The 21,111-nt window shown below is 48.7% G+C and carries 15 protein-coding genes; 1 reads left to right on the top strand and 14 read right to left on the bottom strand.

The genetic code is table 11. The features are described from left to right. Nucleotides 1-7: 7 nt before the first annotated feature. Nucleotides 8-2,542 (bottom strand): M1 family metallopeptidase, encoded by a 2,535-nt coding sequence (locus IC230_RS11460; RefSeq protein ID WP_223860592.1) that lies wholly within the window; start codon nt 2,540-2,542, stop codon nt 8-10. A 142-nt stretch (nt 2,543-2,684) separates the two neighbouring features. Between IC230_RS11460 and IC230_RS11455 the strand changes: the two genes are divergently transcribed. Then, entirely contained in the window at nt 2,685-3,953 is a 1,269-nt protein-coding gene (locus IC230_RS11455) for an asparagine synthetase B (protein WP_191039119.1), read from the top strand. 68 nt (nt 3,954-4,021) lie between these two features. On the opposite strand, the gene IC230_RS11450 is transcribed toward IC230_RS11455, so the two are convergent. From IC230_RS11450 to IC230_RS11390, 13 genes are all read right to left on the bottom strand, one after another. After that, nucleotides 4,022-4,954 (bottom strand): NADP-dependent oxidoreductase, encoded by a 933-nt coding sequence (locus tag IC230_RS11450; protein ID WP_191039118.1) that lies wholly within the window; start codon nt 4,952-4,954, stop codon nt 4,022-4,024. Nucleotides 4,955-5,013: 59 nt separating this feature from the next. Beyond that, nucleotides 5,014-5,628: a 2,3-bisphosphoglycerate-dependent phosphoglycerate mutase gene (locus tag IC230_RS11445; protein ID WP_191039117.1), complete on the bottom strand. Its 615-nt coding sequence runs from the start codon at nt 5,626-5,628 to the stop codon at nt 5,014-5,016. 277 nt (nt 5,629-5,905) lie between these two features. Then, nucleotides 5,906-8,194, bottom strand: coding sequence for a GH92 family glycosyl hydrolase (locus IC230_RS11440; protein WP_191039116.1), 2,289 nt, complete (start codon nt 8,192-8,194; stop codon nt 5,906-5,908). Between the two features lie 25 nt (nt 8,195-8,219). Further along, nucleotides 8,220-8,840, bottom strand: a complete 621-nt coding sequence (locus IC230_RS11435) for a 2,3-bisphosphoglycerate-dependent phosphoglycerate mutase (protein ID WP_191039115.1) — start codon at nt 8,838-8,840, stop codon at nt 8,220-8,222. Between the two features lie 76 nt (nt 8,841-8,916). Beyond that, a complete protein-coding gene (locus tag IC230_RS11430) occupies nt 8,917-9,150 on the bottom strand; it encodes a response regulator transcription factor (RefSeq protein WP_191039114.1) in 234 nt (77 codons plus the stop codon). A 191-nt stretch (nt 9,151-9,341) separates the two neighbouring features. After that, nucleotides 9,342-10,505, bottom strand: a complete 1,164-nt coding sequence (mnmA, locus tag IC230_RS11425) for a tRNA 2-thiouridine(34) synthase MnmA (protein ID WP_191039113.1) — start codon at nt 10,503-10,505, stop codon at nt 9,342-9,344. A gap of 319 nt (nt 10,506-10,824) precedes the next feature. Beyond that, the gene (locus IC230_RS11420) at nt 10,825-11,955 is read right to left on the bottom strand and encodes an FAD-dependent oxidoreductase (RefSeq protein WP_191039112.1); all 1,131 of its coding nucleotides are present in this window, start codon (nt 11,953-11,955) and stop codon (nt 10,825-10,827) included. Between the two features lie 111 nt (nt 11,956-12,066). Next, nucleotides 12,067-13,191 (bottom strand): FAD-dependent monooxygenase, encoded by a 1,125-nt coding sequence (locus tag IC230_RS11415; protein ID WP_191039111.1) that lies wholly within the window; start codon nt 13,189-13,191, stop codon nt 12,067-12,069. Between the two features lie 78 nt (nt 13,192-13,269). Then, nucleotides 13,270-14,151: a helix-turn-helix domain-containing protein gene (locus tag IC230_RS11410; RefSeq protein WP_191039110.1), complete on the bottom strand. Its 882-nt coding sequence runs from the start codon at nt 14,149-14,151 to the stop codon at nt 13,270-13,272. Between the two features lie 72 nt (nt 14,152-14,223). Further along, nucleotides 14,224-15,057, bottom strand: a complete 834-nt coding sequence (locus tag IC230_RS11405; RefSeq protein ID WP_191039109.1) for a helix-turn-helix domain-containing protein — start codon at nt 15,055-15,057, stop codon at nt 14,224-14,226. A gap of 504 nt (nt 15,058-15,561) precedes the next feature. Further along, a complete protein-coding gene (locus IC230_RS11400; RefSeq protein ID WP_191039108.1) occupies nt 15,562-16,818 on the bottom strand; it encodes an exo-beta-N-acetylmuramidase NamZ family protein in 1,257 nt (418 codons plus the stop codon). Between the two features lie 244 nt (nt 16,819-17,062). After that, on the bottom strand, nt 17,063-18,211 hold the full coding sequence (locus tag IC230_RS11395) for a PA14 domain-containing protein (protein ID WP_191039107.1): 1,149 nt from the start codon (nt 18,209-18,211) through the stop codon (nt 17,063-17,065). Between the two features lie 116 nt (nt 18,212-18,327). Beyond that, nucleotides 18,328-21,033: an ABC transporter permease gene (locus IC230_RS11390; RefSeq protein WP_191039106.1), complete on the bottom strand. Its 2,706-nt coding sequence runs from the start codon at nt 21,031-21,033 to the stop codon at nt 18,328-18,330. Between the last annotated feature and the right edge of the window lie 78 nt (nt 21,034-21,111).

Here is a 21,111-nt window from a genome sequence, read left to right as displayed (position 1 = left end):
GTCATTATCATCGTTGTTTCTGGTCGTACAGCAATCGACTCGCCCGAAACGTACCGTCAGCGGCCTGGAGCAGTTTAGCTCGTAAACGAGCATTATAGGTCGGCCTATCCGCCAGAAACTGACGTACCAATTGTGTGGTCTCGGCTGTTTGATAACCCGAAAAAGTGGAACGTAACCAGGATTCGGGGAAAAAAATGTCGCCCGTACGCTGAATCTCTTCCAGTAAATCCAGACTCTTGGGTAGGTATTTCGCAGACGTCTGGGTACGTAGTGGATGATGCAGATACCCCAGCGCGGCTGTTACCCAGGCTTCGTGTTCCCGATTCGATTCGGAAGCCAGCGATGCAAAAAATGCATCCCGCTCCGTTACGTTGCTCGACAAAGCGGGCATCATGAATTCCAGCCGTTTTTTCCGATCAGGGTTTTTGATACGTATCAACTGCTTCGCCAGAATGCCCTCGGCCGGATAGTCGCGTACGGCTAAAGCTAGCGCCAGGGATGTGTAGTCGTCTTCGGTGAGCGTAACACCCGTCGGAGCTTTCTGTTCGTTCCAGATGGCGTACAACCGATCCTGAGCTTCGCGGCTGATGGCTATGTTCTGATAGAGCCGAAACAAGAGCTTTTTCTTACCCGTAGCGGCTTCCTGCTCCATTGCCTGCCAGGAAGCCTGCTCCATAGACGCTGCTAAAGCCGGGCGATTTTCGGGCCGGGTGAAATTCCAGACAAGGTCAGATAATTGATTGGTCAGCAAGCGCAGATTCAATTCTTCCGATTCTTTGCTTAACAGATTCTGATACGTAGCGCCCAACATAACCGGACTAACTTGCCCCGTCAGCATGTTTTCGTAAAGATTGATATAAGCGGCTGCCCGCGTTACGGAATTTTTCAACGTAGCGAGTTTTGGAATCATGGCGGCATCGACCGGAAAAATACCATAACCCTGACCCGATGAGTTAAAGACGATAAAGTCCGGCACGGACTTGCCGACAGCTTCGCCCAGTTCGACCTGCCCCTGATTCATGTTCACGGTCAGTTCGTCCACTCGGTCCGGGTAAACCAGCGCGACTTCAAACCCTTGCGGCCATACGCGTTTGGTGCCATCTTCCCCAGTCTGCGAAATAGCGAATCGGGTAATTTTGTCGCCTTGCCTGTCCAACTGATATGTGATCTTCGGTCGGCCAGTTTCGTTGATCCAGATGTGGTTCCAGGCGGCTAGGTCAGTTGGCGTACGGGCATCCAGAATAGCGATTAGATCGGCCCACGTAGCGTTGCTAAATGCGTATTTTTTGAGATATTCCCGAAGACCGTCGCGCAACGCCGTTTTGCCCATGAGCCGCTCCAGTTGCCGCATCATAATCGGCGCTTTGTGGTAAATGATGCCGCCATATAACGTACCGGCTTCTTTCAAGTTGGCCAGGGGTTGCCCAATAGGATTGGCTCCTTCGGTGCGGTCAACAGCATAAGCGGCAGGAAAGTGATCGACCACAAACTGAAGGTCATAATTCGCATCGGGCGAGGACACTTCGGTAATCTTATCGGCCATGAAATTGGCGAAGACTTCTTTCAGCCAGACGTCCTCAAACCAACGCATTGTCACCATGTCGCCAAACCACATGTGCGCCGTTTCGTGACTGATCAACGTAGCGCGCGACAGCTTCTGGTCGCGGGTGGCGCCATTGTCCAGAAACAAACTGGACGCGCGGTAGTCAATCGCCCCGACGTGTTCCATCCCGCCATACTGAAAATCGGGAATGGCCGCAAAATCGAATTTCTGGAACGGGTAGGATACCTGCGTATAGTCTTCCAGGAAACGTAACGCATCAGCATGGAGATTGAAAATCGGGTCCATGCTCAATCGAATTTTTGTGGTATCCGTCTCGCGATGAAGAAACGTCATCGGCCGCCCGCTCAACGTGCGCATCACTGGAGTGAACTTGCCCGCTACGAACGAGAAGAGGTACGTCGGGATTAATTCGGAGGTACGAAAATTGATTGTCTTGCGATCAGCAGCAACGGTCGAATCTGCGACGAGTGCATTGGTCATCGCCTGCCAGTGGGCCGGAACTGTCAGCGAAACCTGAAACGTCGCTTTCAGATCGGGCTGATCGAAGCAGGGAAATACCGTTCGCGCCCGGTCGGGAACAAGCAGTGTGTAGAGGTACTCTTCGTTCCGATTCAGCGATAAATTCCCTGCCGTAAACTGGATCGAGATTGTATTCGTGCCCGGCTTCAAAAAAGCAGTAGAAATAAGCAAATGTTCGCTCTCAAAGGCAATGGGGACCATAACTCCATTGACGGAAACATTCTGGATATGAGTACGTTCTTCCTTGAAATCAAGCTGAAGGGGGGCACTGTTTTTTCGCCAATCGAAAGTAATCGTCTCACTCGCTGGAATAGGTTGGTTTTTCTGCGCAGGAATGTCGAACTTTAATGCATACGCCAGTTGACTGACAGACTGTTTTCTAGCTTGCGCGAGCGTTTGCGATACGCCTGTCTTCACAATGGGTGAATGAACAATAGTTGAATGGCGATTGCAGGCCATAGTGATCAGAGTAAAAAGGAGTAGCGTAACACCGTAGCGAGTCATTAGATCGTCATTAAGCAGTCAATCAGGGTGCACGGATCCGATAAGATCCCTGATAGCCATATGACTGAAGATAGTTGGGTCAAAAATAAAGCACTCCATGAAACAGTACGTATCTTTTCTGTTGCTATTGCTGGTAAGTTTTTGCGCCGTTACGTTAAGTTGGGCCAACGCTATCCTGATTCCGATGGATGATCAGCAGACGAATCACCTCAAAGCGTATGGCATTGCCTACAAAATACTGAAAGACGATCAGGATGTCGACTGGCTGCTGAACTACCGGGGCGGCAGTTTCCTGACAAAATACAGCACTGCCGTTGAAACGGAGTGCCGGGTTCGAGGGGTTTCGTTCGAGACGGTCTCAGATGCTAAAGCGGCCTCCATTCGCCAGCAACTGTCCGATCCAGATCTGAACATGAACGTCGTTACGTTGCAGAAGGCGGCTAAAATCATCGTGTATTCGCCCGTCAAGGTGGGTCCCGCTGAGTTTGAAAATACGGATGCGGTGCTGCTGGTACTCACCTACGCTGAAATTCCCTTCGAACTGGTATATGATGAAGAAATTCTGAAGGGTGATCTGGCGAAATACGATTGGCTACACCTGCACCACGAAGATTTTACGGGTCAGTACGGACGTAACATGCACCGCCAGTCGGTGGCCGACATCAAAGCACAGGAAGACATTGCCCACAAATATGGCTTTGCGAAAGTATCGCAGATGAAGCTATCGGTAGCTAAAAAAATCAAGGAATTCTGCGCGGGTGGAGGCTATTTGTTTGCGATGTGTTCCGCTGGCGAAACCCTCGACATTGCTCTGGCCGCAGAAGGACTTGATATTGTGGGGAGTCAATACGACGGCGATGGCGTAGATGCGGATGCTCAGCAAAAGCTCGACTTCACAAAAACCCTGGCCTTCGGAAATTTCACGCTCGAAGCTGACAATGGCTACCGGGGATTTTCGACCTTCTCCGACATCAACTCATCCGCAGGACGTAGCTACGAGCAGTCGAGCGGTTTTTTCGAACTGTTCAATTTTTCAGCCAAGTGGGATGTAATTCCGGCTATGCTGTGTCAAAATCACGAGTCGATTATCAAAGAATTTTTCGGGCAGACGACAGCCTTTCGAAAAGGAGCCGTTAAGCCAAGCAGCCTGGTGATGGGTGAAGGCAAAAGCTCCGACCGGTATATTTACGGCGAAGTTGGCCGGGGGCAGTGGACTTTTTACGGTGGTCACGATCCCGAAGGCTCACGCGGGGGCGGCTTCCGAAACCCTACGGACCTGAAGTTGCATCCTCACTCGCCCGGCTATCGGCTGATTCTGAATAACGTACTGTTTCCATCGGCCCGTAAGAAAAAGCGCAAGACGTAATCTTGCGGCAGTACTATAGTGTCAGGTTTTCGAACCGCTCCAGCAGACACTACAGTACTGCCGCAAGATTAAAATGTCAGCACAATCTTGCCGGTTGTTCGGCGGCTTTCCAGTTGTCGATGCGCTTCGGCCATTTGATCGGCGGGCAACACCTGGCTCACGCTGATTTTCAGTTTCCCTTCGTCAATGAGTTGATTGATGGTACGTAGATCGTCGCCACTGGTATGCACCAGAATTCGCTCGGCGTGAATATCGGGCCTTTCCGCCAGTACTTTATCCATTGCGCCATACGCAATCGAAATCAATCGGCCCTTCGGTTTTAACACCTTTGCTGAAGTAAAAATGGTGTCGGCACCAGCGGTATCAAATACCAGATCGATGTCGTGAACAGCATCCTCTACTTTATTTTGGGTATAATCAATAAACTCGTCGGCACCGAGCGAGCGCACAAACGCTTCGTTTTTGCCAGAAGCTGTGCCAATCACATGGGCACCGAGCGTTTTAGCGATCTGAACGCCAAGGTGTCCAACGCCCCCCGATGCGGCCTGAATCAGAACGGTTTCGCCTGCTTTTAGCTGGCCGTGTTGCGTCAACGCCTGCCAGGCCGTTAACACCGCCAATGGAGCAGCTGCGGCTTCTTCGAACGACAACGTATCGGGCTTCAGGGCCAGATGCGCGGCTGGTGCTGCTACGTATTCCGCATAGGCCTGACCGGGTTCAGGAAAGTTAACCATACCATAAACCGCATCGCCCGGTTTAAAATCTGTTACGTTGCTGCCAACTTCGTCAACTTCACCAGCCATATCCCAGCCCAGAATAATTGGGTGCGTATACTTTTGCGAATAAGGCGCATTACCCGTTCGGGTTTTAAAATCGGCAGGGTTTACGCCAAATGCCTTCACCTTTACCAATACTTCGTCGGCTTTAATCGCGGGTTTCGGTACGTCCTGAACAGCAAAGTTTTCAGGTCCACCCCAATCACTTAATACAACGGCTTTCATTCGATTTTAGAATTTAATTCTTATGCACTGAGGACAACAGGAAAGTTATCGGAAGAATTCTATTTTGGCAGCAACTTAAACGTATTGCTCGCCGGGTCGTACTCATACTGGCGTGGAATGCCGGTTGCCAACTCGACCTTTTCAATGTCTTCAGGACTAATATGCTCCAACTCCATCATTAAAGCCCGCAGGCTGTTGCCGTGTGCCACGACCAGTACCGGTTGTCCGGCCTGTAAATGCGGCAAAATGGTTTTTTTAAAATACGGAATCACGCGTGCGTGGGTATCAGCCAGACTTTCTCCATTAGGCGGCTGGTCAGCGTACCCACGTCGCCATCGGAAAACCTGTTCTTCGCCGAAGCGTTCCTGAGCTTCGTCTTTATTCATTCCCTGCAAGTCGCCATACATGCGCTCGTTAAGAGCTGCGCTACGTTCAACGGGCAAGTCGGTCTGGTCGATTTCGTCCAGAATGATCGCCATCGTTTCGATTGCCCGCTGTAGTTCCGACGTAAAGCCGATCCCGAAATTGGGTGGCTGATGAGCATCCAGTAGAATCCCGGCCTCATGCGCTTCGTGTCGACCGAGATCGGTTAGGGGGGTGTCAGTCGTACCGGTAAAACGATTTTCGGCATTCCATTGGGATTGGCCGTGGCGGACGATAACGAAGAGTGACATAGAATGGCGTAATAAACTCAATAGCTTACTACGTAGCAACGGAAAGTGTTTTAGTACTCTGCACTTTTTAATGAATAGTTCATGTAGGGTTGCCTGTTTAAACTTTCTAAAATGGAATAGTGCGGGTGTGGTTTTGTCATTCCGACTTTGGGATGAATCTCAACGTCGTATACTAGTCAAGCTTGAGATTCCTCCCAAGGCCGGAATGACAAAAAGCGCTGATTATTAAGTTAATAAGTAAAATTTAACAGATTTAAGGTATACGTGAAGCGGTAATTTATTTCGTTTCTCCCGTTGAGAACGAATACGGAAAATCGGCTGGTTTGGTGCCTCGCTGTTGATTTGGTTTTGCAGACATAGTGAAATCCAGAACAGCCCCTTTCTGTAGTTCCTGATGACTCAGCCAGTTTTTGGCATAGGGTTTTCCGTTCAGTTGCAACGTATTGATGTAGCGATTCTGCGCACTGTTGTTAGCCGCGTTAATAACCACCTGTTTTCCGTTTTCCAGCGTTGCAGTTATCTTTTTAAACAGTGGCGCTCCCAGGACGTATTGGTCCGTAGTGGGGCAAACCGGATAAAAACCCATCGCCGTAAATACGTACCAGGCCGACGTCTGGCCGTTGTCTTCATCGCCACAGTAGCCATCGGGTGTCGGTAGATAAAGCTGGTTCATCACCTCACGAAGCCAATACTGCGCTTTCCAGGGTTCACCCGCATAATTGTACAGGTAAATCATGTGTTGGATGGGCTGATTTCCGTGCGCGTACTGGCCCATATTGGCAATCTGCATCTCCCGAATTTCGTGAATAACGCTTCCATAATACGACTCATCGTAGATCGGCGAAAGCGTAAACACCGAATCAAGTTTAGCGACGAATTTTTGACGCCCGCCCATTAACTCAACCAATCCCTGCACATCGTGAAAAACTGACCAGGTATAATGCCAACTGTTGCCTTCGGTAAACGCATCACCCCATTTGAACGGATTGAACGGCGACTGAAACGAGCCGTCTTTGTTCTTGCCGCGCATCAGCCCCGTCGTTGGATCGAACAGATTTCGGTAATTCTGGCAGCGTTTGGCAAAGCGATCGATTTCAGCCTGCGGACGTTTCAGCGCTTTGGCTAACTGATAAATAGCAAAATCGTCGTAAGCGTATTCCAGAGTCCGGGCGGCATTTTCGTTGATTTTCACGTCGTACGGCACGTAGCCTAACTCATTGTAATACGTAGCGCCCCGACGCCCAACGGCGTCCATTGGCCCCTCTTTCTCCGTATTTTTCAGGATAGCTTCATACAACGTATTGATGTCGTAACCACGACCACCTTTCAGATAGGCATCAGCAATGATCGACGCCGAATTCGAGCCAATCATCGTATTACGTAGTCCGGGACTCGCCCACTCGGGTAACCAGCCGCCTTCTTTGTAGGCATTGGCCAGGCCTTCCTGCATCTGCACGTTCAGCGACGGATACATCAGGTTCAGGAACGGAAACATCGACCGGAACGTATCCCAGAATCCCGTGTCGGTGAACATATAGCCAGGCAAAACCTGACCATTGTACGGACTATAATGCACGACTTTTTTGCTGGCATCGAACTCGTAAAATTTCCGGGGAAACAGCAGAGATCGATATAGACAGGAATAGAATGTCTGCGTCTGCGCCAACGTACCGCCTTCTGCCTGAATACGACCCAATTCTTTGTTCCAGGCCGCTTTTGCTTTTTGCTTAACCACCTCGAACGAATCCGTACCAATCTCCTCCAGGTTTCGTTCGGCCTGTTCATAGCTGATAAACGACGACGCTACCCGCGCCTGAACCTGCTCGCCTTTGGCCATTTTAAAGCCAACAATAGCGCCCGCGTGGGTTGACTGATTTTCGAGATTGCTGCTTAGTGTTTTCCCGTGCGAAGTCTGTGCTGATGTGAATGGTTTGTCGAAATAAATAACAAAGTAGTTTTTAAAATTGGCCGGAACGCCACCACTGTTTCGGGTTGTGTACCCAATAATTTTCCGTTCGTTCGGGATGATTTTCACATACGAGGCTTTGTCGAAGGCGTCGATAATCACGAAGGAACTATCGGTGTTGTGGAACGTAAAACGGAAATAAGCCGCCCGTTCCGTTGGCACAATCTCGGTTGTTACGTCGTGATCAGCCAGATAAACACTGTAGTAATACGGCTTGGCAATTTCGGCCTTATGCGAGTACCAACTGGCGCGTTCGTCCTCATGGATACGTCGTTTACCGGTAATGGGCATGATTGAAAACTGACCGTAATCGTTCATCCAGGGCGAGGGCTGATGCGTTTGTTTAAATCCCCGGATTTTGTCGGCAGCATACGTATAAGCCCACCCGTCACCCATTTTGCCAGTCTGGGGTAACCAGAAGTTCATGCCCCAGGGCAGCGCAATAGCGGGGTACGTATTGCCATTGGATAAGCTGGGTTTAGAGTCAGTTCCGATGAGCGGATTGACAAACTCCACCCAGTCGGTTGATTGAGCGTGAGATTGGAAAAACACAGCAGCCGACAGCGCTGCCACGAGCAATAAGTAACGAAATTTTTTCATGGAGCGAAGGTAAAGAAATGCGTCTTTACTTCGGCAGTAGGGCAAATGTACCGGTCGCCTGGTCGTACTCGTATTGGCGCGGAATGCCCGTCGCTAATTCAACGTCCTCGATCGATTTAGCACTTACCTGCTCCAGATGCATAAGTAAAGCACGCAGATTGTTACCGTGCCCCACCACTAATATGGATTGGCCGTTCTGCAAATGAGGCAGAATGGTTGTTTCGTAATAGTGAACCACCAACTCATAAATGTCAGATAGGCTTTCGCCATTTGTTGGCCGGTCTTCGTAACCACGGCGCCAGCGAAACAGTTGTTCAACACCAAATCGCTCTTCTGCTTCGGCTTTGTTCAACCCTTGCAAGTCGCCATATTTTCGCTCATTCAGAGCCGCGCTACGTTCAATTGGCAAATCAGGTTGACCCATCTCCCTGAGAATAATATCCATGGTTTCGATCGTTCGTTGCAACTCCGACGTAAAGCCCATGCTGAACAGTTTCTCCGACGATTGACTGGCTTTAAGCAATGCCCCCGCTTCGCGAGCTTCCTCCCGACCGAGGTCCGTTAAGGGAGGATCGGCACTACCGGTGAAGCGATTTTCTAAATTCCACTGCGACTGACCGTGGCGAATAATAACGAAAAGCGGCATAGACTGGTGAGATGACCCTATGCTTAAGTACTGGCCAGCAACAAAAAGTGTTTCAGAAAAAAACCTTTTTAAGCTGTTACAGGATTACGATCCCTGTTTTTACAGCCCAGAGAGCCAGGCCAACCCGGCTTCTCAGACGCAGACGTACGAACAGCGCTTCACGATAGCCATCTACCGTACGCGGACTAACGCACATGCGGTCGGCGATTTGCACATAGGTCAGTTCGGAGCAGGCTAACTGGAGAAATTGACGTTCGCGGTTGTTTAACGGAATAATGGTCTGGGGGAGAGCAGAAGAGATCGAGTTCATGGTATGGGCGAGGTTAACAGGTATCTACAGATTGAGCTAACTGTCAGTAAGTAAACAAATTGTAGTCTATTTTCCCAAGCAATTTAGGCAACGGCAAAAAAGCCCGAAAGTGTGTAGATTAAGGCTACAACTTCCAGGCTTTTTGTTAGATAATAACGTATGAAATCTAAAAAAGCGTTACGTTATACGGACTATAGAATTTCGTTTGCAGTTGTTCTGATTATTCCTTGACCATCGTTCTGTAGCTTATCAGACTGGCGGAAGCTTTTCATGATCCAGCCCCCACCTACTACGTCATCGCCTTCATAAAACACGGCTGCCTGACCGGGCGCAATGGCTGATACGCCTTCGTGGAAAAGCACTTCGATCTTGTCGCCATTTTGCGAAATAGTGGCCGGGGTACCGGAATCTTTGTAACGCACTTTCGTAACGGTTTCGAGTGGGTCACTAATATGCTCGTATTTTTGCAAATTCAGCTTGCTCACAATCATACCGTCGCGCAGCAGGTCTTTATCCAGTCCCAATACCACTTCATTCGTGTCTTTCCGAATTTCCGTCACAAACATCGGCTGGCCAAACGCCATGCCTAAGCCTTTTCGTTGACCAATCGTGTAGAACGGATATCCCTGGTGTTTTCCCAGAATTTTACCGGTACCTTCCATGATGAAATTACCTCCGGCGACTTCGGCTTCCAGACCTGGCATCCGTCGTTTCAGGAACCCCCGGTAGTCGTTGTCGGGCACAAAACAGATTTCGTAGGATTCCGATTTCGTAACAAGCTCCATAAACCCCCGCTCTTTCGCCATCTCGCGAATGTCGGATTTCCGCAAATGCCCCAGCGGCAGGTTCGTCCGGCTCAGACTCTCCTGCGATACACCCCACAATACGTAGGACTGATCTTTCAGATTATCAATACCTTTTGAAATAATATGACGCCCATTTTCAGTACGTATGTGTGCATAATGACCGGTTGCAATCGACTCGCAATCGAGCCGGTCGGCACGGCGGAGCAGAGCATCCCATTTGATGTGCGTATTGCAAAGAACGCAAGGGTTGGGCGTACGTCCTTCGAGGTACTCGCCCGTAAAATGATCGATAACAGAATCCCCAAATTCTTCTCGTATATCCAGAATGTAGTGGGGAAAGCCGAGACTTACGGCAATGTTGCGGGCGTCGTTAATGCTGTCGAGGCTGCAACAGCCCGTTTCTTTTTTAGTACCGCCTGAGGAAGCATAGTCCCAGGTTTTCATGGTCATGCCAATAACCTCATAGCCTTCTTCGTGCAACAGAACCGCTGCCAGTGAAGAATCAATGCCGCCACTCATGGCGACTAAAATTCGTCCGTGTTTACTCATTTCGTGATCTGCGAGGGTTCAAAGCCCTCCGATTTTAGTTTTTACTATGTCGTTAGTGGTTGAAAACAACACACAAAGGTACGAACATAAATTGTCGTAGTCTTAGTTTCGGGCCATTACCATTGTGCTCAAGATTAGCGTTAACGGTGGTCTGGCCATCGAGAATAATTACAGTGCTTATAGGTAATCGGTTTTCTGCACTACCTGAACTACATTTGATTCAGCCCCCATATTCACACGTCAACGTTTTGAGTAGGAAAGTGGCGCAGCACTCATTGACCGTCCTGTATTCACGACTATTCCGGAAGCGTCGTCTAGTTTATTGATAAAATTTCTGGAAAGAAAAGTCAGGATGACGCATCGCTAGTTCGTTTCTGCTTGTATCCGATTGGGCTTCTGTTGCATACACAACCATTTGTTGTTCATAGTCGTTGATGGCAGCTTCTATGGTTTCAAATTTTCCGTTAGTCAGGTTTTCGGATAAAATTAATGCGTCCATCAGCCCGATGTTTACACCCTGACCGGCAAAGGGCGGCATTATATGGGCGGCATCTCCAATAAGCGTTATTGGCAAAGGACGATTCGTTTTCCAGGGTTTATCCAGCGGAATTTTTCTCGTTGGCCATATCACAAATGAAGCTGTTGAGCGAAATAATTCTTTGTACAATTCATGCCACTGAGCGAATCTGTTCAAAAGGAACGTAATAAGGCTATCCTTATCCTGAGCCTTTGATGCCTTGTTCAGACTCCATTCTTCAGGTGTTTTGAAAATTACGTTATAGGTCAATATTCCGCCGTTCCTGGGGTTGGCAACCAGCAAATTGCCATTGCTGGCGGTCATGAGTATATTATCATTGCACAGTTGGTAGAACCTGGGACATTTCTTTTCCGGTTGCGGCACTTCGCCCTGGAGAATAAGCGTTCCGGTGTATTCGATTTCGGCGTCTGTAACATAGTTTCTTACCGTAGACATTCCCCCATTGGCTCCGATGACGAGGTCTGCGGTTGCAGATACGTTGTTTTCAAAATGCAGCTGCCATTGTCCGTTCTGCTCGTCAAGTTCGGTAAACTTCCTGTCCCAAACAACGGTATCGCTGGCTAAGCTGTCGAGCAGTAATTGCCTTAAATCGTTTCTGTTTATCTCAGGATTGTCATGTTGGTCTTCAGGCGTAGGCTTTTTAGAGAGCAGTACGTTGCCTTGCTCGTCGACCACGGTTCTTCCCATGGGTGTAGCCATTGCATAATAACGCTCCAGCAAGCCAGCTTCTCTCATTGCATCTTGCCCTGAACCTTTATGAAGGTCGAGCGTACCGCCAGAAATCCTTGTTTGGGCATCTTTGTCTCTTTCGTAAACGACTACCTCTGCCCCTTTTTGCTGTAGCAACCTTGCCATAGTAAGGCCAACCGGCCCTGCACCAATAATGGCGATTTTTTTATTGTTGAGTAACATAGTTTGCCTTGTTTAATTACAATGCAAAATTCCGGAATGCTCCTACATCAGGCTTGTATAAACGCGACAAAATCGTTGCCTGCGGCTTGTTTCCTTTCTCTGCTTCAACCACTAAAAGGCTATGGTTTGGGCGTTTCTTTTACGAATAGCTTCTTCGGTTTTTGGAATAAAATTTTCTCTAACATTCAATTCGGCAGTGGCCTGGACTTCCTCAATAAACGGACGCAAATTTTGGTTGTACTCATCGAACGCTAATTCAAAATTTCCGTTGTGTTTTTGCAGAGCATCGGCTACTGTTGCGGCTCCTTCCATCGATAATGAGGCACCCATTCCGGCAGCAGGTGAAGCACAATAGCCCGCATCGCCTACCAGCGCCACTCTGCCTTTTGTCCAGGACGGCATTTTTATCTGACAGAATTTATCAAAGTAAAAATTTTTCGAATGCCGTACTTCTTCCAGTAATTCTTCGGTTCGCCAGCTTCCTCCGGCAAACTGCTCCAGGATAATTTTTCTTTGACCCTCGGCATCACGATAATCATAAGGAATTTCTTCTTCTGAAAGGAAACAAAAAATGATGTCAGTCTTATTATTATATGCATTAAGTGTAATAGCCTTGCCCGGCACATTATACATCTGCATTGTTTTTTCTTTTATCAATAATTTAGTTACGATTGTAAGCGAGAAATAGGCGTTAAGGAAATGGTTGTAGTCAGTTTCGTGACCAAACCAGATTTTTCTTACAATCGAATGAATACCGTCGCAACCAAATACCAGGTCAAATGAACGTTGCGGACCAGTTTTAAACGTAACGCTTATATCGTCTTTCGTTTCGCTTAACGCAGTAATGCTGTTGTTAAAAACAAATTCGACATCCTTTTTTAACACATCCAATAAAATACGTACAAATTTATCCCGTTCAATTTCGATGTCATCGTTGGGAAGTTCCTCACCTTCGCTTTGCAGCGCTATTGAACCTTCCGTACCATCGTCGGCATTTTTAAATTCTACCCTTTCCACCTGCAATCGGTCAGCTTTCAGTTGCTCAAAAATGCCCATGCGCTTGACGATGTCTATGGCATTTCCACGCAGATCAACAGCCGCACCGCTGACCCGGGGTTGGCTGGCCATTTCAACAACAGTCACTCTGTATCCTATTCTGTTCAGCCAATAAGCGGTTGAAAGCCCGGCCATGCTTGCACCCGAAACGAGTACTTTTTTTTCTATTAACGGTTCCATTTGTACGAGTTTGTTTGATAGCACAAAGCAACATCGTATGACAGGGACAGAAAACAGCAATACAAAGTAAGTATTGGACTAATCGCGGTTTTTGTTCCGGAAGGCTACAGCAGTCATTCCCGTAACTTTGGCAAACAGCCGTGAAAAATAAGGGTAGTCATCATAGCCCAAGGCCGTAGCAATTTCTTTTACCGATTTATCCGAATAATAAAGCAACCGTTTTGCCTCTAAAATTACACGCTGCTGTATATGATGTGAAACCGAATAGCCTGTTGTGTTTTTCACACATTCATTCAGGTAAGGTATAGAGATGTTTAATTTTTGAGCGTATTCTGCCGGTCGTTTAGCCGCGGTATAATTACGTTCCAGTGTTTCCCTGAAGGCTTTGGTTACAATCTCAAACCGGGATAGTTTATCGGTTGGCTGAGCTTGTGCTAAATACTGTGAAAGAACCAACGCAACCAATGCATTGCAACTATCTTTTAGTAGTGAATGATATAATTTATCGTTTTTCCGTTCGGCAAATTTTAGGCAAAGCGATACCGCTTCTGACATAAGAGAAAACGTTTCCTTGGCTAGCGTTAACGGTTTTACGGGTGTAATGTCTTCGAGTAAGTTCAGGTATTCAGCATGTATATTTTCAGTATTGATTGCCCAACTGCTGACGGTTATTTTTTCTAATACTGTAGTACGATGCACCTGGTCTGGATGCATGTAGATGACAGAAGGAGACTTGATTTTATATTGCTGAAAATCAATTTCAATGTGAACGGTTCCGCTTTCAAGCAGGAAGAATGAATGACTGTCGTGCCGGTGGGATTGGGTTGCTTCTTCAGAACCGTCTGATGTTGTTTGCTCCGAAATGCTTACATCGTAAAGAGTCAGTCTATCAATGGAAATGCCTGCGCCGAACTCGTCAGCCATCGGGTTTACAGGAATGAATTTGTTTTTTTTACGCATTATCTGTTTAGTCCACGATATAAAGTCAATGGCTGGGAAAGCTTGGTTACGGCGGGGGCAAATACACCTGCATCAGGCTTGTGTAAACGTAACAAAATCAGTACTTACAACCCGTTTACCTTTCTTTGCGTTTCGCGCGAATGCCGCTGGCGTGGTGCCGCTGTAGCGCTTGAATTCCCGGCTTAGATGGGATTGATCTGTATAGCCCAGTTCATGCGCTAAGCCAGCCAGGTTGACATCTGGATCAAGCCACAAGTGGTTTCGTACCTGCTCAAAGCGCATCAGGCCGGACACGTCTTTAACCGTATAGCCGGAAGATTGCCTGAATTTCCTTTCCAGTGTACGAACCGTCGCATGGGCCGCTGCCGCTACCTGGCTTACCGGTATGGTGCCGTTTGCTTCCCGCATAGCCACTCCCGCTTTAGCTAGCATACTGTCTGTACCAACATGCGACCGTGCATTCAGGAAATACTGTCTTACCTTAACCAGCGCTTCATCCAGCCTACCGGCAGTTATGCATTCATCCAACGTAGAGTGAAGCTGGGTAATAGGGTGCTCAAGGATGCACACCCCATCTTTACCGGACGGCAGTCCGAGTAAATCGAACACAGTCCAGGGAAAACACCTGATCCCAATAATTTCTAACCGGTTTTTCGTGTAAAAAACAGCAGGCTGATTAAGCAGTCCCATCATAAACGGTGACGGCAATGGCTGAAAGTCTCCTTGGAGAGATACGCTAAGGGCGCTTCCGAAATGAAAAATAATCTCTGCGTAGCCATCAGGTGTTACCTCAAAACTTGATTGTCCTTCTCCGGAGTCTCTTCTGTCGTACCAAAAGCACTTTATGGCATCCCGTAGCGCTTCAGGAGGTTCAAATTCTTGGTGTTGCACGTTGAAAGACAGCATAATTGGAATGGATTGGATACAAGTATGAAGGAACGTATATAGGAACAGATCGTGGTAAAGCCTGAGTTTAAGCCTCGAACGATCTACGTCACTGATTTATCTTTTTTTGGCGAAAGCAACGTAGTGAACCTGTCTTTTTATTTTGGGCGGCTGTCTGCCATGCCACCGACGCGATCCAGACCCTGATTTCGGCTCGAAAAAGCAGTGCACTTTGTTTTGCGCAAAACGTGCGCTCACCTGTGAGCGCACGAACGAGCTTTTTTTGATCTGCCTGTTCTGGCGTTTCTTTATAGTGAAATTAGGGATGATTTTGGTATAAGAATGAGGGCGAGTCTTTTGTTGAACCAGGAATGGGACACTCGATGTAAGGGATTGATACGTAGATAATTAAAGGATAGCCTCCCAAAACTCAAAGCGCTTCGATCTGACGTACTGACAAACCAATACGTAGCGAATAACGGTCAGGATAGCTTTGATTTTCGGGATAGACAAGCATTAGCCGAATCACGGATACAGCAGATACTTTTTCCGCATTTGCTTGTACTGCGAGAGACCGGGCTCCCAACTCTGGCGGATTTCTTTTTCCGTTTTGCCCGCGATGATTTGCTTCCTCAGATTTTCCGTACCGCTCCGGAAATCGAAATTACCGATTTGCTTGCTCTGGCTTGCATCAAAAAATCGGGCTTTGTCGGGATAGGCTTTGTATAACTCCATTAACCACTGGAGATTCAATTGCCGGGTTTTCCGAAATACGCTGGTATCATAGTTCCGTAAGTCAAGTCCGTAGCAATCGGTATCCTGATGCAAGGGAGTTTCGCTCATGCCTTTAAGACTGACAGGGCGGAACGAGAATGAATAAATGCCTTTTAAGGCCGGAGCGCCCAAAACCGTGAAGGGCATATACGTACCTCGTCCCTGACTGATGATGGTTCCCTCGAACCAACAGGTACTTGGATATAGCAAAATCGATTGTTGCGTGTTGAGATTGGGGGAGGGCATTACCGGTAACGTATAAGGCGTATCATGGGTGTAGTTCGCTACCTTGATGATTCGGAGTTTACATGTCTTATTTTTCGGCAGGTCCCACCCTTCTCCGTTAATCATCTGAGCGAATTCGGCAATAGTACAACCGTGTGTAATGGGAATCCGATGCATGCCAATACCCGAATGCAGATGATTTTCCAGAATAGGGCCGTCTACAATAAAACCGTTGGGGTTAGGCCGGTCCAGAATCATCAGTTCTTTGCCGTGTTCGGCGCAGGCTTCCATAACGTGGTTCAGTGTATTGATATACGTATAAAAGCGGCAACCAACGTCCTGAATATCAAAAATCATCAGATCGACGTCGGCTAAGTGTTCCTGCGATGGTTTCTTGTTTTTACCGTACAGCGAAATAACCGGAATTCCAGTTTTGGCATCGACGCTATCGTCAACTTTAGTGCCGTTACTGGCATTACCCCGGAAGCCGTGTTCAGGACCAAAGATCTTTACGATGTTGACACCCAGACTGACCAAACTGTCAACACTGGGTTTATTCCCAATAATCGAGGTTTGGTTAACGACCATGCCGATACGTTTTCCTTTCAGATACGGCAGATAAGCCGAAATCTGATCGGCACCGGTAATCGGGCTGGGCTTCTTTGTTTCCAGCGTAACGCCGGACGTTTTGAAAACGGATACTTGTACAGACGGCGCAAACGGATGGATCAGATAAAAAACGCCAAGCAGAAATGGGAGCAGCGTGAATAAAACAGACTTCATGCGAGTTTAACGGAGCACGGTAAGGCAGCAAGTTGCTGATAAAAGCGCTGATCTACAAGAGAACATGGCCTTTCTGTGGTATCTGGTTCTCAAACTCGACACCACAGAAAGAGCTCAGGGGAATTTCAGGCCAAGGGCAAGGGCTGGAATGAACGTAGTGCGACGAAAGGCGAAATCAATGTTGGCAACCAATGCGTTGTTCGATTCGCCGAAGATTCGATTACCCTCAGAAGAATTCTAAAAATCACTCAACAACGGTGAACTCGACCCGGCGATTTTGGGCGCGTTGGGTTTCACTAATGTTGTCTGTGACAGGTCGCGAACCACCGTAGCCTTTGGACGTAATGCGAGTGTCGGAAATGCCATGCCGGATCAGGTAGTTGGCTACCACTTTAGCCCGGAACTCAGATAAAGTCATATTCAACCGTTTATCGCCGACATTGTCAGTATGCCCAGCAATCTCGACCCGTAGGGCTGGCGTGGCCTGTAATGCCTTTACTAATTTATTCAACTCGACACAGGATTCGGGTAGCAGTGTATAATCGCTCTGCGAAAATACTACGTTCCTTGGCACAACTGTTTCCCCTGGTTTCAGATGCTCGACTGGTTGATTAGCTGAAGTTGGCATGCCCATTTCGGGCAAGATTGATGCCCGCGTAGGCTCGACCCGTACAGCCGAAACAGGTGTTACGTCTTGTTTCGGCTGCACTGATGTCAGTTTGATCCTAGCGGGTTTAATGACCGACGTAGCGGGGCGGTTAGTTGGCGTCACAAGCGTGTGGATGGTCTCCGACTTCGCTGCGACGGGGGGGCGCATCACCACCGGTACAGCAGCAGCTGTCTTGGGTCGATCTGGCTTGCTGAACAGGTATTTAGCTGGGATTGTCTTCTGCGGTCTTGACGCAAAACTAAAGAGCTTTCGGTCTTCGGGCGATTCCCAGTACACTGAAATGACACTTCCCTTCCAATCGTTGTAATACTCAATCCGTAGGTCGTAAAACTGCTTGCCATTTAAGGAAATTTCGCCGACGAAGTTGCTGTCGTCCTGCTTGCGCCATTCGTCAATTACTTTCTTGCCATTCACCCAGACCCGTACCCCATCGTCTACCGTCGCGCTGAATCGATACGCGCCCGAAGTTGGCGCGAACAGTTTTCCGGTCCAGCGCACCGAGAAATATTCCCGCTGCACGCCAGGTCCGGGCGGTTGCCAGTTCCAGTTAAAATCGACTTGCGGATCGGTGCGGGTCAGTACCTTCCGTTCGAAGTTTGGCCCGTTAAAATATTCGCCTTTCAGACCCGCTTCAAGGCTGGTTGCTGGTTTAGATTTCTGCGCCCATAGGCCATTAACAATCAGCGACAAACTCAGCAGCACTAGCATCCGCAACGTTCTCATACGACCCCTGATTTAGCTGTAGAGAAGTTACATTATTTCACTGATTCATTGCGCATTAGTCCGACTATTTTGTCAAATAAGTTAGGGTATGGTCCGGGCTGAATCGCTACGTTCGGTTACTCACTTCGTAAACTCTTCACTGGATTCGTCAAAGCCGCTTTGATGCTCTGAAAGCTGACCGTTACTAGTGCAATGCCAATGGCCAGAAAGCCTGCCAGGGCGAATACCCACCACGAAAGGTCAATCTTGTAGGCGAAATCCTGCAACCATCGGTTCATGGCATACCAGGCCAGGGGCGAGGCAATAACGATGGCGATCACCACTAACTTCAGGAAATCTTTCGACAGCAGCGCTACCACGCTGGCTACCGATGCGCCCAGCACTTTGCGAACCCCAATTTCTTTGGTGCGCTGCTGCGCCGTAAACATAGCCAGCCCGAACAGACCCAGGCAGGAAATAAGCACCGTTAATCCGGCAAAGATGCCGAACAACTGCCCGACGCGCTGCTCAGACTGATAGACGGTGTTAAAGCGTTCGTTTAAGAACGAATAAGCGAATGGGTTATCCGTTTGTGCTTTCCAGCGTTGCTCGAGGGTTTTCAGTAATCCGGGTATATCTGTCGTTCGGATACGTAGCGCCATCTGGTAATTGTCTGCGCCATACACCATCACCAACGGGGCAATTCGCTGATGCATCGACTCGAAGTGAAAATCCTTCACGACACCAATAACGGTGTATACATGCCTGCTTTCCGGGCTACCATTCCCGAGGGTCGAGAGTCGCTGACCAACCGGGTTTTTCCAGCCGAATCGTTTAGCGGCCGCTTCGTTGATCAAAACTGCGGAACTGTCGGAAGGGAAGGCTTTTGAAAAATTTCGGCCCTGGGCCAGACTGATCCCCAACGTAGGCAGGTAGTTTTCGTCGATGTAGTAGGTTTTTTCCCGATACGTTGTTGTGGGCGACGATCCATTTTCCGATTGAAACCCATCGTTTCCACTGTTCGATGCCCCAGCGGGTAAATAGCCCGCCTGCGTAACAGCCTGAACCTGCGACAGTTTCGTCAGTTCGGCTCTAAACGCGTTTGCTTTGGGGCCAAGGGCATACGTATCGTGGAGAACAAGTACCTGATCTTTGTCAAATCCTACTTTTTTGTTCTGGATAAAGTGCAGTTGCTGATAAACGACCAACGTCCCGATAATCATTCCAATTGATACAACAAACTGAGTCGTTACCAGCGTGTTGCGTAGCCAGCCACTTCGAAATCCCGCGCGGACGCTTCCTTTCAGCACACTCACGGGTTTAAAGGCCGACAGGAAAAAGGCGGGATAGCTACCCGCCAGCAATCCGATGAGCAAACAAGTCAGTAGGATACCCGGCAACATCCAGCCACTCGTAAACGCGCTAATTCCGAACTGCTTACCCGCCAGTTGATTGAAACTCGGCAGAACTGCCACTACGATGCCCAGCGCTACCAGCAGAGCGATGAAGGTCACCAATATCGACTCGCTCAGAAATTGACCGACAAGTTGCTGCCTTACTGAACCCAGCACTTTTCGTATACCCACTTCTTTGGCCCGCCCCGCCGATCCGGCCGTACTCAGATTCATGAAATTGATACAGGCCACCAGCAGGATAAAGACCGCGATAATCGAAAAGATATAAACGTATTTGATGTCGCTGTTCGGCTCAATTTCGCCCTCGAGGTCAGAATGAAGATGAATACTGGTAACCGGCTGAAAGTGAAAGCCAAAGACGTCGCCTTTCCGGGTAAATTCGGCCAGGCTGATGCCGAAAAGCTCCTGAATTTCCGAGCCGATGTATTTCTTCACCAGCTCCGGCATTTTGGCCTGTAAGTTGTTGATGGAATAGCCGGGACGTAGTAGTACGTAGGTGAAGCAACTGCTGCTCAGCCACGTATTGCGCAGTTGAATCGAACGGATCGAGCCGAATATATCGTAGTGGAAATGCGTGTTTGAGGGCACATCCTGACACACACCCGTCACCCGAAAAAGACCCGCCGTACCCAGCGTCAGCGTTTGTCCGATTGGGTCCTGCTCGCCAAAATATTTTCTGGCAATGGTTTCCGTGATAACGACTGTATTGGGTTCGGTCAGAACCGTTTTAGGATTCGTTCCAGCGCCCCGGCCTTTCAATAGTGGTATCGAGAAGATATTGAAGACATTGGAGTCGGCAAAAACAACGTGTTCCTCCTTAAAGCTTTCGTGATCATGTTTAACGATAAACGTACCGTCCTGTCTCAGGCGCGTGAAGGCTTCTACGCCCGAATAATCCTGAATGAGGGCCGGACCCGCCGGAACACTTACCTCCGCAGTGTTGATTTCTTTGCCACCAACCTGACCGTGGATCGTCATGCGATAAAGGCGGTCGGCGTTGGCGTGGTAGCGATCATAGCTGAGTTCATGGAGAACGAACAGCACAATTAGCAGGCACGTAGCGAGCCCAACGGCTAACCCAATAACATTGATGGCAGTGAAGGCTTTATGGAGAACCAAATTCCGCCAGGCGATTTTCAGATAATTACGTAGCATATCAGGACTTGAAAAAAAGGTGGTACGCGGTTCCTCTCCGGGACGTTCCGGGGTTGGGTATTGATATTTAGTTTGTTTAGCCAGCGGACGTAGCAGTTTCAATACACTCAGGACGTAGCGCCAGCGGGCTTTACGTTCGCCCACCGTCTCAACCCAATGCGTGTAGAGTTCGAGCAGATCGCCCTGAACTTCCTCCTGCGTATCGGGATGGCCCCACCCAGTGAGGAGACGGGTAGCCCAGCGGGGCGGTCCGAGGTTTTGGGGATGTTTCATAGCTTTAAGCCCGGAGCGGGGTGCAGGGAGTGTGGAGCAAGGGGCATGGTTTATCCTGGCTCCATGCTCCCCACTCTC

It is taken from the genome of Spirosoma validum (genome assembly GCF_014699035.1).
GTDB lineage: Bacteria > Bacteroidota > Bacteroidia > Cytophagales > Spirosomataceae > Spirosoma > Spirosoma validum.
This window is presented reverse-complemented; position numbering and strand designations above follow the sequence as displayed.

What these genes read in the sequence shown, in the direction of transcription:
- IC230_RS11460 (WP_223860592.1), bottom strand. Translation starts at nt 2,542, where the DNA reads ATGGCCTGCAATCGCCATTCAACTATTGTTCATTCACCCATTGTGAAG.
- IC230_RS11450 (WP_191039118.1), bottom strand. Translation starts at nt 4,954, where the DNA reads ATGAAAGCCGTTGTATTAAGTGATTGGGGTGGACCTGAAAACTTTGCT.
- IC230_RS11390 (WP_191039106.1), bottom strand. Translation starts at nt 21,033, where the DNA reads ATGAAACATCCCCAAAACCTCGGACCGCCCCGCTGGGCTACCCGTCTC.
- IC230_RS11445 (WP_191039117.1), bottom strand. Translation starts at nt 5,628, where the DNA reads ATGTCACTCTTCGTTATCGTCCGCCACGGCCAATCCCAATGGAATGCC.
- IC230_RS11455 (WP_191039119.1), top strand. Translation starts at nt 2,685, where the DNA reads ATGAAACAGTACGTATCTTTTCTGTTGCTATTGCTGGTAAGTTTTTGC.
- IC230_RS11395 (WP_191039107.1), bottom strand. Translation starts at nt 18,211, where the DNA reads ATGAGAACGTTGCGGATGCTAGTGCTGCTGAGTTTGTCGCTGATTGTT.
- IC230_RS11420 (WP_191039112.1), bottom strand. Translation starts at nt 11,955, where the DNA reads ATGTTACTCAACAATAAAAAAATCGCCATTATTGGTGCAGGGCCGGTT.
- IC230_RS11435 (WP_191039115.1), bottom strand. Translation starts at nt 8,840, where the DNA reads ATGCCGCTTTTCGTTATTATTCGCCACGGTCAGTCGCAGTGGAATTTA.
- IC230_RS11430 (WP_191039114.1), bottom strand. Translation starts at nt 9,150, where the DNA reads ATGAACTCGATCTCTTCTGCTCTCCCCCAGACCATTATTCCGTTAAAC.
- IC230_RS11415 (WP_191039111.1), bottom strand. Translation starts at nt 13,191, where the DNA reads ATGGAACCGTTAATAGAAAAAAAAGTACTCGTTTCGGGTGCAAGCATG.
- IC230_RS11410 (WP_191039110.1), bottom strand. Translation starts at nt 14,151, where the DNA reads ATGCGTAAAAAAAACAAATTCATTCCTGTAAACCCGATGGCTGACGAG.
- IC230_RS11405 (WP_191039109.1), bottom strand. Translation starts at nt 15,057, where the DNA reads ATGCTGTCTTTCAACGTGCAACACCAAGAATTTGAACCTCCTGAAGCG.
- IC230_RS11400 (WP_191039108.1), bottom strand. Translation starts at nt 16,818, where the DNA reads ATGAAGTCTGTTTTATTCACGCTGCTCCCATTTCTGCTTGGCGTTTTT.
- mnmA (WP_191039113.1), bottom strand. Translation starts at nt 10,505, where the DNA reads ATGAGTAAACACGGACGAATTTTAGTCGCCATGAGTGGCGGCATTGAT.
- IC230_RS11440 (WP_191039116.1), bottom strand. Translation starts at nt 8,194, where the DNA reads ATGAAAAAATTTCGTTACTTATTGCTCGTGGCAGCGCTGTCGGCTGCT.